Annotated in this window: 11 protein-coding genes, 1 tRNA gene and 1 pseudogene; 4 read left to right on the top strand and 9 right to left on the bottom strand. The window is 68.4% G+C overall.

What is annotated here, in order from left to right:
• Positions 1 to 23: 23 nt before the first annotated feature.
• The 3 genes from CWC60_RS16120 to rsmA are packed head-to-tail and all read left to right on the top strand — an operon-like array spanning position 24 to position 3112.
• Positions 24 to 1286: a peptidylprolyl isomerase gene (locus CWC60_RS16120; protein ID WP_109794959.1), complete on the top strand. Its 1263-nt coding sequence runs from the start codon at positions 24 to 26 to the stop codon at positions 1284 to 1286.
• Between the two features lie 3 nt (positions 1287 to 1289).
• Positions 1290 to 2282, top strand: a complete 993-nt coding sequence (gene pdxA, locus CWC60_RS16115; RefSeq protein WP_109794958.1) for a 4-hydroxythreonine-4-phosphate dehydrogenase PdxA — start codon at positions 1290 to 1292, stop codon at positions 2280 to 2282.
• The gene (gene rsmA, locus CWC60_RS16110; RefSeq protein ID WP_109794957.1) at positions 2279 to 3112 is read left to right on the top strand and encodes a 16S rRNA (adenine(1518)-N(6)/adenine(1519)-N(6))-dimethyltransferase RsmA; all 834 of its coding nucleotides are present in this window, start codon (positions 2279 to 2281) and stop codon (positions 3110 to 3112) included. The genes pdxA and rsmA overlap by 4 nt, the downstream gene beginning before the upstream one ends.
• On the opposite strand, the gene gmk is transcribed toward rsmA, so the two are convergent.
• The 8 genes from gmk to fabD all read right to left on the bottom strand — a co-directional run bounded on the left by gmk (position 3097) and on the right by fabD (position 11886).
• Positions 3097 to 3750: a guanylate kinase gene (gene gmk, locus CWC60_RS16105; RefSeq protein WP_109794956.1), complete on the bottom strand. Its 654-nt coding sequence runs from the start codon at positions 3748 to 3750 to the stop codon at positions 3097 to 3099. The two genes, rsmA and gmk, sit on opposite strands and share 16 nt — an antisense overlap.
• Positions 3740 to 4618: a YicC/YloC family endoribonuclease gene (locus tag CWC60_RS16100; protein WP_109794955.1), complete on the bottom strand. Its 879-nt coding sequence runs from the start codon at positions 4616 to 4618 to the stop codon at positions 3740 to 3742. The genes gmk and CWC60_RS16100 overlap by 11 nt, the downstream gene beginning before the upstream one ends.
• A 63-nt stretch (positions 4619 to 4681) precedes the next feature.
• Entirely contained in the window at positions 4682 to 7444 is a 2763-nt protein-coding gene (locus tag CWC60_RS16095) for a PAS domain S-box protein (RefSeq protein ID WP_164516590.1), read from the bottom strand.
• 38 nt (positions 7445 to 7482) lie between these two features.
• Positions 7483 to 8460, bottom strand: a complete 978-nt coding sequence (gene mltG, locus CWC60_RS16090) for an endolytic transglycosylase MltG (protein WP_206419969.1) — start codon at positions 8458 to 8460, stop codon at positions 7483 to 7485.
• A gap of 10 nt (positions 8461 to 8470) precedes the next feature.
• Entirely contained in the window at positions 8471 to 9739 is a 1269-nt protein-coding gene (fabF, locus tag CWC60_RS16085) for a beta-ketoacyl-ACP synthase II (protein WP_109794953.1), read from the bottom strand.
• Positions 9740 to 9764: 25 nt separating this feature from the next.
• Complete coding sequence (locus CWC60_RS16080) at positions 9765 to 9998, bottom strand: acyl carrier protein (RefSeq protein ID WP_109794952.1); 234 nt, start codon at positions 9996 to 9998, stop codon at positions 9765 to 9767.
• A gap of 183 nt (positions 9999 to 10181) precedes the next feature.
• Positions 10182 to 10919, bottom strand: a complete 738-nt coding sequence (gene fabG / locus CWC60_RS16075) for a 3-oxoacyl-[acyl-carrier-protein] reductase (RefSeq protein WP_109794951.1) — start codon at positions 10917 to 10919, stop codon at positions 10182 to 10184.
• Between the two features lie 25 nt (positions 10920 to 10944).
• The gene (gene fabD / locus CWC60_RS16070; RefSeq protein ID WP_109794950.1) at positions 10945 to 11886 is read right to left on the bottom strand and encodes an ACP S-malonyltransferase; all 942 of its coding nucleotides are present in this window, start codon (positions 11884 to 11886) and stop codon (positions 10945 to 10947) included.
• A gap of 176 nt (positions 11887 to 12062) precedes the next feature.
• On the opposite strand from fabD, the gene CWC60_RS16065 reads away from it, so the two are divergent.
• Positions 12063 to 12138: transfer RNA gene (locus CWC60_RS16065), tRNA-Val, on the top strand.
• 196 nt (positions 12139 to 12334) lie between these two features.
• On the opposite strand, the pseudogene CWC60_RS23690 reads toward CWC60_RS16065, so the two are convergent.
• Positions 12335 to 12999, bottom strand: a pseudogene (locus CWC60_RS23690) (hypothetical protein); the annotation flags it as partial.

Genomic DNA, 12999 nt, shown 5'->3' with positions numbered 1-12999 from the left:
ACAGGAGGCAGCGTTCCGCCCCGATGAACGTGAAGCTGATACTGCCGGCCATCGCCGCCGCGCTCTGGATGGCGTTCGCCGCGCCGGCGCATTCCCAGCAGGTGCTGGACATCGTCGCCGTGGTCGACGACGAGGTGATTTCTGCCTACGACCTGGAGGAGCGGATCGACCTGATCATCGTCACCGCCGATCTGCCGCGTACGGAGGAGACGCGGCAGCGGCTGCGCCCACAGGTGCTGCGCACTCTGGTCGACGAGGAACTGCAGAAGAAGGCGGCGCGCAATCTCGGCATCACGGTCACCAACGGCGATATCGACGCCGAGATCGAGGCCATCGCCGAACGCAACAACATGAGCGGCCCGGCGCTGGTGCAGAATCTCGATCGCGCCGGCGTCGACGAACATGCCATCCGCCAGCAGGTCCTGGCCGGGATCGCGTGGCAGCGCTTCATCGGCGCCCGGTTGCTGCGGACCGTCGATGTCTCCGATGAGGAGATCGACGAGGAGATCGCCCGGCTTGAGGCCGCCGAGGGCGAGACATCCTATCTGGTCAACGAGATCCGTCTGACGGTCGAACAGCCGTCCCAGGAGGACGAGGTGCGCGGCTCGGCAGAACGCCTGGTGCGCCAGATTCGGGCCGGCGCGAGTTTTGCCGCTCTGGCGCGGCAGTTCTCGTCCGGCGCTACTGCCCAGAGCGGCGGGGATGTCGGCTGGATCCGCGCCGAACAGCTCGGCCCGGAGATCGGCGAGGTGCTGCCGACCATGACGCCGGGCTCGGTTTCCGATCCGATCCGGACCGACACCGGCTACGCCATCGTGGCGCTGCGCGAAACGCGGATCGAAGGCCAGCGCCAGCCGGAGAAGGTCCAGGTCGAACTCAGCCAGATCCTCATTCCGCTGGGGCGGAACGCGCCGCAGCAGGCAGTGGACGAGGCGCGGGCCCGGGCGGCTGCGCTCCGACCCGAGATTGCAGGCTGCGCCGACGCTGCGCGGCTTGCCGGGGAGGTGCAGGGGGCGCAGGCGGCCGATCTCGGGCGACTGCGCATCGGCGACCTGCCCGTCGATTTCCGTTCGGCCATCGCGGACCTTGATGTGGGTGACGTCAGCCCGCCGCTGCGCACCGCGGCCGGCATCCATCTGCTGATCGTCTGCGACCGCTCGGAGCCGGTGGAGGCGACCGTCGACCGGGAGCGGATCCGCAACGCGATCCTGAACCGCAAGCTGAACCTTCGCGCCCAGGCCCAGTTGCGTGACCTGCGCCGGGATTCGATCGTGGACTACAGATAGGCCATGAAGCCGCTGGCGGTCACGATGGGCGAGCCGGCGGGCATCGGCGGGGACATCACCCTGTCCGCCTGGCGGGACCGCGGGCGGATGGATCTGCCGCCGTTTTTCGTCATTGACGACCCCGCGCGGCTCGAACGACTGGCGCGGCGTCTGGAGATCGACGCGCCGGTGGCCCCGATCGGCGATCCCTCCGAGGCGGTCGGGGTCTTCGCCGAGGCGCTGCCGGTTCTGGCGGTCGGGGGCCGCGTTTCGGCCGAGCCGGGCCGTCCCGATCCAGCCGACGCGCCGCTGGTGATTGCGGCCATCGAGCGCGCGGTGGCTCTGTGTCTCGAAGGCAGGGCGGCGGGCGTGGTGACGAATCCCATCAACAAGGCCGAACTCTATAGAGCGGGATTCACCCATCCGGGCCACACCGAGTTCATCGGCCATCTCTGCGGCGGCGCGCGCGCGGTGATGATGCTCGCCGGACCCAGCCTGCGCGTCGTGCCGGCGACGATCCACCTGCCACTGGCCGAGGCCGTGCGGGCGCTGAACGGCGCCGATCTCGTCGCCATCGGCCGTATCGTGCTCCACGCCCTCAGGCGCGACTTCGGCATCGATCGACCGCGACTGGCGTACTCGGGACTCAATCCCCATGCCGGGGAGAACGGCGCCCTGGGTCGCGAAGACATCGACATCATCGCGCCGGCGGTGGCCGAACTGGCGCGCGACGGCGACAGCGTGGTCGGTCCTCTGCCGGCCGACACCATGTTCCATGCGCCGGCGCGGGCCGAGTACGATGCCGCCATCTGCATGTATCACGATCAGGCTCTGATCCCGGTCAAGGCGCTGGATTTCGACAGCGCGGTCAACGTCACGCTGGGCCTGCCCATCGTGCGGACCTCGCCCGATCACGGCACCGCCTTCGACATTGCCGGGCGCGGCGTCGCCCGTCCCCACAGCCTCATCTCGGCGATCCGTCTGGCGGGCGAGATCGCCGGCCACAGACGGGGATGAGCGTTCCGGGCCTGCCGCCACTGCGCGAGGTGATCCGCCGCCACGGTCTGGACGCGCGCAAGGGACTGGGCCAGCATTTCCTGCTCGACCTCAACATCACCGACAAGATCGCCCGCGCCGCAGGCGTTCTGACGGGCCGGGAAGTGCTTGAGGTCGGGCCCGGTCCCGGCGGGCTGACCCGCGCGCTGCTGGAGACGGACGCGGCACGGGTGGTGGCCGTGGAGAAGGACGAGCGTTGCATCGCTGCCCTGGCGGAGCTGGCGGCGGTCTATCCGGGACGGCTGGAGGTCATCCGCGCCGACGCCCTGGAGACGGAAGCCGCCGAACTCGTGCGGCCGGGCGCGGCGATCATCGCCAATCTGCCCTACAATGTCGGTACGCCGCTGCTGTTCCGCTGGCTGGCGCGGCCGGATCATTTCGGCTCCATGACCCTGATGTTCCAGCGCGAGGTCGCCGAGCGCATCGCCGCCCGTCCGGGTACGAAGCACTATGGCCGGCTCGCGGTGATGGCCAACTGGCGCTGGAGTACGCGTGTGCTGTTCGATCTGCCGCCGCGCGCCTTCACGCCGCCGCCCAAGGTCACCTCGGCGGTTGTCGGCCTGACGCCCCGGACCGAGGCGCTGGCCCCGGCCGACGCCGGCACGCTGTCGCGGGTGGTCGCGGCGGCCTTCAACCAGCGCCGCAAGATGCTGCGTCAGAGCCTGAAGGGGCTGAGGCCGGACGCGGAAGCCTGGCTCGGCGAGGCCGGCATCGATCCGCGCCGCCGTGCAGAGACGCTGACTGTCGAGGAGTTCTGCGCCCTCGCCCGGACGCTTCAGTCGCCGCGATAGGGCCTGGTGAGCTTCTCGACGAAATCCGCCAGTCCCGGCTGCCGCTGACGCCGCACCCTTTCGGCGACCAGGATCGCGCGGATCTGCGTCAGGCAGCGTTCCAGGTCGTCGTTCACGACCACGTAGTCGTAGCCGTCATAATGGCTGATCTCGTCGGCCGCCTTGGCCATGCGCCGCTTCACGACGTCATCGGGGTCGCGGCCCCGGGTGCGCAGCCGCCGCTCGAGTTCCGCGGTGCTGGGGGGCAGGATGAACACGCTGACGATATCGGTCTCGCGGCGCTGCTTCATCTGCTGCGCGCCCTGCCAGTCGACGTCGAAGAGGACGTCCCTGCCGGCCTTGAGAGCGTCCTCGACGGGTCCCGCCGGGGTGCCGTAGCTGTTGTCGAAGACCGTGGCGTGCTCCAGCAGCGCGTTGTCCCTGACCATGTTGTCGAAGGTTCCTCGGTCGACGAAGTAGTAGTCCCGGCCCTCGACTTCGCCCTGCCGCTTCGGTCTGGTCGTGACGGAGACCGACATGCTGAGGTCGCGCTCGTCCTCCAGAAGCCGCCTCGAGATCGTGGTCTTGCCGGCGCCCGAAGGGGAGGACAGGACGAGCATCAGCCCCCGGCGCGTCATTCTTCCGGCCTCACTCAACATTCTGCACCTGCTCGCGCATGCGGTCGATGGCGACCTTCAGGTCCATGCCGATGCGGGTCAGTTCGATGTCCGAGGACTTCGAACAGAGGGTATTGGCCTCGCGGTTGAACTCCTGGGCCAGGAAGTCGAGCCGGCGTCCGACCGGCTCGTCTGCGGCGAGCAGTTCATGCGCCTGGGCGACATGGGCCTTCAAGCGGTCCAGTTCCTCGCGTACGTCGGCGCGTGCGGCCTGCAGAGCCAGTTCCTGCGCCAGCCGCTCCTCGCTGACCGGCGGGTCCGCTTCCAGCAGTTCGGCCAGGACGGTCCGGAGCCGCGCCGCGCGCTGCCCGCCGCGGGCGCCTTCGGTTGCCGCCGCACGGGCGATCAGGGTCTCGATGTCGACGATCAGCGCGCCGAGGATTTCGGCAAGGCGCGCACCCTCGGTGCGCCGGGACCGGTCCAGCGCCGTCACGGCCTGTTCCAGCGATGCCAGGACCTCGGCGTCGCGCCGCTCAGCCTGTCCGGCGTCCTGGGCCGCCGTGGCGGTTTCGATGACGCCGCGCGCCGAGAGCAGTTGATCGGGGCGAACTTCGGCCTCCGGCGCCAGCGCACGCGCGGTGTCCAGCAGGGTATTCAGCCACGCCGTGTTGACGCGGTAGCCTTCGGCTCCGCCGGCCTGTTCCATCTGCAGGTTGACGGTGACATTGCCGCGCGCGAATGCCGACTGGGCGGCCTGCCGCGCGGCCGATTCCAGCCCACCCACCTCGGCGGGCAGGCGCAGCCGCACATCCAGGCCGCGGCCGTTGACCGAGCGCAGCTCCCAGGTCCAGATCCAGCCCTCGGCGGTCCCTTCGGTGCGGGCGAATCCTGTCATGCTGGCGAGCGTCATGGGCGGGCAACCTCAGAATCGGCGTCGAAATGCCGGGTCAAGTTAACCTGCGCCCGCGATCGATCAAGCGTCGGCGGGGAAGGTGAGTGTCACCCGTGTGCCGGAGCCGGGGCGGCTGTCGACGGCGACACGTCCGCCATGCAGGTCCACCAGCGCCTGGACGATGGGCAGGCCGAGGCCCGTGCCCTTGTGGCCGGCCACCATCTGGTTCTCGATCTGGCCGAACGGCTCGAAGATGCGCCGCATGTCCTCGCGGGCGATGCCGACCCCCTCGTCGCCCACCACGATCGCGTACTCGCCGCCTTCGAGAGAACAGGTCACGCTGACCCGGCCGCCCTCGCGGTTGAACTTCACGGCATTGGAAAGGATGTTCAGCAGAATCTGCTTCATGGCCCGGCGGTCGGCGCGCAGGCCGGGTGGCGCCGGAAGGGCAGGGGGCGCGAGGGCGATGCGGGAGCGATCCGCCATGGGCTGCACGATATCCAGGCATTCCGCCACCAGGGCGTCGAGATCGACGGGTTCCCGGCGGATGGCGAATGCGCCGGCCTCGATCTTGGAGAGGTCGAGCAGATCGTTGATCAGATCCAGCAGATGCCGGCCGCTCTCGGCGATGTCGGCGGCGTAGGTCAGATAGCGCGCATTGCCGATCTCGCCGAAGATCTGCTGCTGCAGGATCTCCGAGAAGCCGATGATGGCGTTGAGCGGGGTGCGCAGTTCGTGGCTCATCTTGGCGAGGAACTGGGTCTTGGCCTGGTTTGCCCGTTCGGCCTCGTTCTTGGCTTCAAGCAGGTCCGCCTGGGCCGTACGCTGTTCGGTGATGTCGCGGACGCTGCCCTCGTAGTAGAGCGGATTGCCGTCCTCGTCGCGCACCAGCCGCGCGTTTTCCGACACCCATAGCCGTTCGCGGGTCCGGTAGCGGTAGACCTCCGAGACGAACTCGGTGACCTGGCCATGGGCCTCGATCTCGCCCTTGAACTCCGTGCGGCGTCCCGGCTCCACGTACCAGCGGCTTTCCAGATCGTTGACGTCGGCCAGCAGGGCTTCCTCGCTCTCGTAGCCGTTCAGTTCCACCAGCGCGGGATTGGCCCTGAGCGCCCGGCCATCCAGGCTCGTGCGGTAGATTCCTTCGGTGGCGTTGACGAAGATGTTGCGGTAGTCGCGCTCCGCGTTCCGCAGGGCATCCTCCGCCCGGCGGCGCTCGTCGATGTCGACGGCCGTGACCAGGATGGCCGGCTGGCCGTCCCACATCAGTTCCGACACGAACAGCTCGACCCAGAAGGTCTCGCCGTTCCGGCGGCGGTAGCGCACGTCGTAGCGCGCCGGTGGCGCCAGGCCGGCAGAGCGTTCGTGCGTTCGGCGGACCAGAAGCTCGCGGTCTTCCGCCGAGAAGAATTCCGTGACGCTGTCCAGGGCGGTCAGCTGGTCGGCGTCGTCGAAACCCAGCATCCGCGCCATGGTGGCGTTGGCGTAGAGCGGCCGCAGGTTCTTGTGGACGAAGATGCCCTGAATCGAGCCTTCCGTGATGGCGCGGAACTTCTGCTCGCTCTCGCGAAGGCGTTCGGCCGTGTCGGTGCGCTCACGGATTTCGGCGCGCACGCGATCGAAGGCGGCGGCGAGAGAACGCGTGCGTTGCTGGACCCGCTCCTCCAGTTGCGTCCGCGCCGCCAGCAGTTCGGTCTGCTGTCGCTTCAGCGCGGAAATCTCCGAGTAGACATGGACCATGCCGCCGGCGCCCGTGCCGCTCTCGCGGAGCTGAAACCAGCGACTGCCGATCTGACGCTCCCGCAGTTCGGGTACCGGGCGCGGCACCGACAGGCGCTCGCGCACCCATTCTCCGGTATCGCGCGCGCCGGCGACCAGCCCCGTGGATGCCATACCAGCCAGCAGCTCGGCGAAGGGCATGCCGCGGAACAGCTCGAGGCGTTTCTCGAACACCTCCTCGAAGGACCGGTTCCACAGTTCGACGCGGCCGTCGGCATCAAAGAGAATGACGCCCTGGTCGAGGCCCTCCATCGCATCGCGCAGTTCCGCCTCCGCCAGGTTGGCGCGGGCGTCGGCGTCTGCCAGGGCGCTCTCGTCGATGCCCGTGCCGCGATAGCCGGTGAAGACGCCATGCACATCGAAGACCGGCACACCGCCGACGCGCACTCGCCGCCGGTCGCCATCGCCGCGGTCGAGCTCGTAGCGGAATTCGCGGAACGGTTCGTGACGATCCAGCACCGCGCGGTGGGTCCGCCAGAACTCTGTGCGGGTGTCCGGATCGCCGGCGGCTTCCCAGCGGGTCCTGCCCAGCAGGGCTTCCGTCAGGCGGCCGCTCTCCGCGTCGGCGTGCGCGGGCCGGACGAAGCGGTGCTCGGCATCGGTCTCCCAGACCCAGTCGGCAGTGGCGCGGGAAAACTCGCGCAGCACCCTGGCTTCGTGACGGGCCCGGCTCTCGGCGGCCCGCTCGTCGCTGACGTCGGAAACCAGCGCCAGGATACCGCCTTCCGGCAGCTCGCGGTTGATGAAACGCAGATAGCGGCCATCCGAACTCAGCCGGTCGACGGGGGTGTCCATCGTGAGGTGCTGGCTGTGGACCAGATCCAGCCATTCGGCGCGCTGAAGCGAGCGTCGGGGCACCACGCCGCTGTCCCAGGCGATTTCGCAGAGTTCGCGATAGGACATGCCCGGCCGGATGCCGTCGGCCATTTCCTGCCAGAGTTGTTGATAGGCCTGGTTGCAGGCGACCAACCGGTCCTCGGCGTCGAACAGCGCGGCCGCATGACCCAGGGCGTCCAGCGCGTGGATCACGGATACGTCGTTTCGGTCGATCTGACGGTCGGTCACCATTGCCTTGCCGGAAGCGCCGCCGTTCCGTCCGAAGCCTACTCGTTCTCTCGCTGCAGCCGGCGCCAACGTCTCACGTTTCGATTGTGCTCAGCCAGGGTTTTCGCGAACGCGTGCCCCCCGGATCCATCGGCCACAAAGTAGAGTTCGTTCGTTTGCGAAGGATTAAGAACCGCCTCCAACGCCGCTCGTCCCGGGTTCGCAATGGCTGTCGGCGGCAGACCCTTCACGGCGTAGGTATTGTAGGGGGAATCGGTCTTCAGGTCCGCGCGGCTGAGCGGCCGGCCGAGATCGGCCTTCCCTTCCGTCAGCGCGTAGATCACGGTCGGGTCGGACTGCAGCCGCATGCCCTTGCGCAGGCGATTGACGAACACCGCCGCGACCCGCGGGCGCTCCCCGGCGACGCCGGTTTCCTTCTCGACGATGGAGGCGAGGATGACGGCCTCCCCGGGTGTCCGCAGCGGCAGTCCTTCGGCGCGCCCGGCCCACAGGTCGGCCAGGGCCGCGTCGCGCGCGGCGCGCATGCGTTCCACGATCGCCGCCCGGCTGTCGCCATGATTGTAATGGTAGGTTTCCGGCAGCAACGCCCCTTCCTCGGCCACGGGCGTCTCGCCGTCCAGGGCCGGCGCGTCGTCGAGCAGGGCTGCAATCTGCCAGGAGGTCAGGCCCTCCGGCACCGTGATGCGGCGGACGACCGTGCGGCCGGCGACGATGTCGCCGATCACCGTGCGCATGCTGGTTCCGGCTTCGAAGCGGAATTCGCCGGCCTTCAGGCGGCCGCCCCGTTCGGTGAGGCGGACCGCGGCGAGAAACAGCATCGGATCCCCAATGACCCCGGCGGCGTCCAGTTTCGACGCGATCCGACGCGGCCCGTCGCCGGGTTCGATGATGACGGTGGCGGCTTCCGCCAACGGTCCCGGTTCGTTGTAGCGTTCCCAGCCCAGCCAGCCTGCGACCGCCGCGCCGAAAACGGCGATCACGGCGAGAAGCAGGGCCAGACGCAGCGCCGTCCTCACGGACCGCGGCCTAGTTCAGGCGTCTGAAGATCAGACTGGCGTTGGTGCCGCCGAAGCCGAAGGAATTGGACAGCGCCACGTCGATCTTCCGCTCGCGCGGCTGGAACGGGGCGAGGTCGAGCCCCTGGGTGGCTTCGTCCGGATCGTCGAGATTGAGGGTCGGCGGGGCCACCTGGTCGCGCAGGGCGAGCAGGCAGAAGATGGCCTCGACGCTGCCCGCGGCGCCAAGCAGATGACCGATTGACGACTTGGTCGACGACATGGTGCTGGTCTGGGCGCCATCGCCCATGAGGCGCCGGATGGCTCTGATCTCGATCTCGTCGCCGCGCGGCGTCGACGTGCCGTGGGCGTTGACGTAGTCGATGTCGGCGGCCGAGATGCCGGCGCGCTTCACCGCCGCCTGCATGCAGCGATAGGCGCCCGAGCCGTCCTCGGACGGCGCCGTGATGTGATAGGCGTCGCCCGACATGCCATAGCCGATGACCTCGCCGTAGATCTTCGCGCCGCGGGCTTTCGCGTGCTCCAGTTCCTCGAGCACGACGATGCCGGAGCCTTCGCCCATGACGAAGCCGTCGCGGCCCCGGTCCCAGGGGCGGCTGGCCCGCTCCGGCGTATCCTTGTAGCCGGTCGAGAGCGCCTTGGCGGCCGCGAAGCCGGCGATGCCCAGGCGGCTCAGCGCGGCTTCGGCGCCGCCGGCGACCATCACGTCGGCGTCGTCGAGGGCGATGATGCGGGCGGCGTCGCCGATGGCGTGCGCGCCCGTCGAGCAGGCCGTCACCACAGCGTGGTTCGGACCCTTGAACTGGTGCTCGATGGAGATGTAGCCCGACAGCAGGTTGATCAGCCGCCCGGGAATGAAGAACGGCGAGAGCCGCCGCGGCCCGCGAGTCTCCATCGTCATCGCGCCCTCGGCGATGCCGGAGAGCCCGCCGATGCCCGAGCCCACCAGGACGCCGGTGCGGAACTGCTGTTCCTCGGTATCCGCCGTGTAGCCCGCGTCACGCAGCGCCTGCTTGGCGGCCGCCAGGCCGTAGACGATGAACTCGTCGACGCGCCGCTGTTCCTTCGGCTCGACCCATTCGTCGGGATCGAAGCCGTCCGGACGGTCGTCGCTCTTCGGCTTGACCTCGCAGCCATAGTTGGTCGCCAGGTCGGATGTCTCGAACTTGGCGATCGTGGCGGAGCCCGATTCACCCTTCAGCAGGCGGGACCACGTTTCCTCCACTCCGCAGGCCAGAGGCGTGACCGCCCCCAGCCCCGTAACGACTACTCGACGCATATCGGGTTCCGAAACCTCTTCTCGCTCAGGTGTTCGCGGAGATGTAGTCGATCGCGTCCTTGACGGTCTGGATGTTCTCGGCGGCGTCGTCCGGGATCTCGATGCCGAATTCTTCCTCGAACGCCATCACCAGCTCGACGGTGTCCAGGCTGTCGGCGCCGAGGTCGTCGATGAAGTGGGCCTGTTCCTTGACCTTGTCTTCTTCCACGCCGAGGTGCTCGACAACGATCTTCTTCACGCGGTCCGCGATGTCGCTCATGGTCCGTTCCCTTTGCTCTTACGGTTCGGTTTGTCTCTGTTGAAGGTCCCCGGTACGCCGGGCGTTCGAGCCCGTCCTGCGCACGTACTGAAGGCTGTTCCGTGCCGAAATCCGGCGGCTCTTAACACACTTTCCAGAACAGGGGAAGCGCACCGCAGGCCGTCGAATCACCGGTAATTCCCATCATATCATCGCCATTCCGCCATTGATGTGCAGCGTCTGACCGGTGACGTAGGCGGCCTCGTCGGAGGCCAGATAGATCACGCCCGCGGCGATGTCGGCGCCCGTACCCATGCGGCCGGCCGGAATGGCTTCGTTCAGCTTCGCCTTCTGTTCGTCGGGCAGGTCGGCGGTCATCGCCGTCTCGATGAAGCCCGGCGCCAGGCAGTTCACGGTGATGCCGCGGCTGGCCACTTCCTGGGCCAGGGACTTGGACCAGCCGACGGTGCCTGCCTTGGCGGCGGCGTAGTTGGCCTGGCCCGGATTGCCGGTCTGGCCGACAATCGAGGTGATGGAGACGATACGGCCGTGGCGGCGCTTCATCATGCCCCGGAGCAGTGCCCTGGCGAGCTGGAAGCCGGCGTTGAGATTGACCCGGATCACCGCGTCCCAGTCCTCGTCCTTGAGGCGCATCGCCAGGTTGTCACGGGTGATGCCGGCGTTGTTGACCAGGATGTCGACCTGGCCCATCGCCGCCTCGGCAGCCTTGGCCAGCTCCGCGGGCGCACCGGCCTCGCCCAGATTGGCGGGCAGCACGTGCGCCCGGCCGCCCAGCGCGTCGGCGACTTCCTTCAGCACCGCTTCGCGGGTGCCGTGCAGGCCCACGGTGGCGCCGGCCCCGTGCAGCGCCTCGGCGACCGCGCGGCCGATGCCGCCGGAGGCGCCGGTAACCAGGGCGGTCTTGCCAGTCAGATCGAACATGCGGGTCCCCTTGCCTTGCCGTGGGTCAGAGCGAGCCGACGAGCCGCTCGATATCCTCGGGCGTGTTGACGGCGCTGGCCTGGACGTCGCGGTCGATGCGCCGGGTCATGGTGGCCAGCACCTTGCCCGCGCCGATTTCCAGCAGTTCGTCCACGCCCTGTTCCTTCATGTAGAGCACCGATTCGCGCCAGCGCACCATGGCAGTGACCTGCTGTACCAGCAGGGCGCGGATGCGTTCGGGCTCGCTGACCGGCCCGGCGGTGACGTTCGCCACCAGCGGTACGGCCGGCGCGGCGATCGCGACCTCGGCCAGCGCCGTCTCCATCTCCTCGGCCGCGGGCCGCATCATGGCGCAGTGGAATGGCGCGGAGACGTTCAGGCGCATGGATTTCTTCGCACCCCGGCCTCTGGCGATCTCGACCGCGCGGTCGATCGCCGAGGTCGAGCCGGATATCACCACCTGGCCGCTGGCATTGTCGTTGGCGGGGCTGCAGACCTCGCCCTGCGCGGCTTCCTCGGCGACCGCGGCGGCGTCCTCCAGGCTGAGCCCCAGCAGCGCCGCCATGGCGCCCTCGCCGACGGGAACGGCGCGCTGCATGGCCAGGCCGCGGCGCTTCAGCAGCCGCGCGGCGTCGGGCAGTTCCAGCGCGCCGGCCGCGGCCAGCGCCGAATACTCGCCCAGCGAATGTCCGGCGACGAACTTCGCCGCCTTCGCGATGTCCAGTCCGGCTTCCGCCTCCAGCACCCGCATGACCGCCATCGACACGGCCATCAGCGCCGGCTGGGCGTTCTCGGTCAGGACCAGTTCCTGCTCGGGACCTTCCTGCATCAGGCGGAAGAGATGTTGGCCCAGGGCCTCGTCGACTTCCTCGAAGACCTCACGCGCGGGCCGGAACGCGTTCGCGAGTTCGCCGCCCATGCCCACCGCCTGAGAGCCCTGTCCCGGAAAGACAAACGCCCGCGCCATTTCCATCCCCAGTATCGTTCGCGTCTTGTTGTTCCGGCCCCCTTGCGGAGGCTGTTCCCACATATGACAGGGGATCGCGCGCGCGCAACCGTATAATGGGCCGTGACGGGCGCGCGGCGGCGGCGTTCGCGCTTGACAGGCGCGGCCGGACGAACCTATATCCCGCGCCTCGGTAGGGGCGATTAGCTCAGCTGGTAGAGCACTGTGTTCACATCGCAGGGGTCACTGGTTCAAGTCCAGTATCGCCCACCACCCCGTCTTCCGCGAACCCACCACCACACCGCGACCCGGCGGAGACCCGCGGTTTGCCCGGCTTTGCTGGGCTCGCGGCGCTGAAGAGCGTCCCGGGAGACGTCAAACGAGAGACGATTCCCCGCCAAATGCGCCCGCGTCTCTTCGGGCCGATTTCGGGGTCCAAACCATCAGATAGGGTTGAGCGATAAGGCGGTCAGGCCGGGAAGCCAAGCACCTTGCGTTGCGCCTGCCATTCGAGCGGCAGTTCGTTCATCCGCTTGAGTTGCTTCGCCGTCAGACCCACTGGCTGACGCCCATCGAGGATAGCCTCAATGATGTCGGGTGCGAGACAGGCGAGGTTGAGCGCCCTGCTGACGTCACTGCTATCGAGCCGTTCGCGCCTGGCAAGCTCCCGAAGTGAAGCGACCTCGCCTTCCGCCAGCATCCGGTTCCAGCGATGCGCGTCAGCGATGAGGCGGATGAGGTTTGCGTCGGGCCCACCGACTTCCTGTTCGCCGCCTGTCAGGATGATGCGGCTGCCTGTCCCTCTGCGTGAAAGCTTCACCGGCAGTTCCACGGCCAGAGTTGCATCGTCATTCTCCTCCTCGGCGAGAATCTGTTGGCCGCGGGTTACCTCCCCGGTGTCAATCGCGGAGGGCCGGAGGTGTACCATGATGGAGTTCTCTCTGAGTTCGGCGCGTTGGAGGAGGGCGGCGAGCATCCTCAATCGCGTATCGCGGTCGGCGCCGGTCAGGACATCGGCGGTGGCGTTGGCCGCATCGAGTGTTCGGGTCACTTCGTTGCTGTCGTCATCTTCATGCACCAGCAGGCCCATCACCCGCAGCGGGTCGCGCAGCAACGCCACCAGCTGGTCGACGA

It is taken from the genome of Minwuia thermotolerans (assembly GCF_002924445.1).
Classification (GTDB): Bacteria; Pseudomonadota; Alphaproteobacteria; order Minwuiales; family Minwuiaceae; genus Minwuia; species Minwuia thermotolerans.
This window is presented reverse-complemented; position numbering and strand designations above follow the sequence as displayed.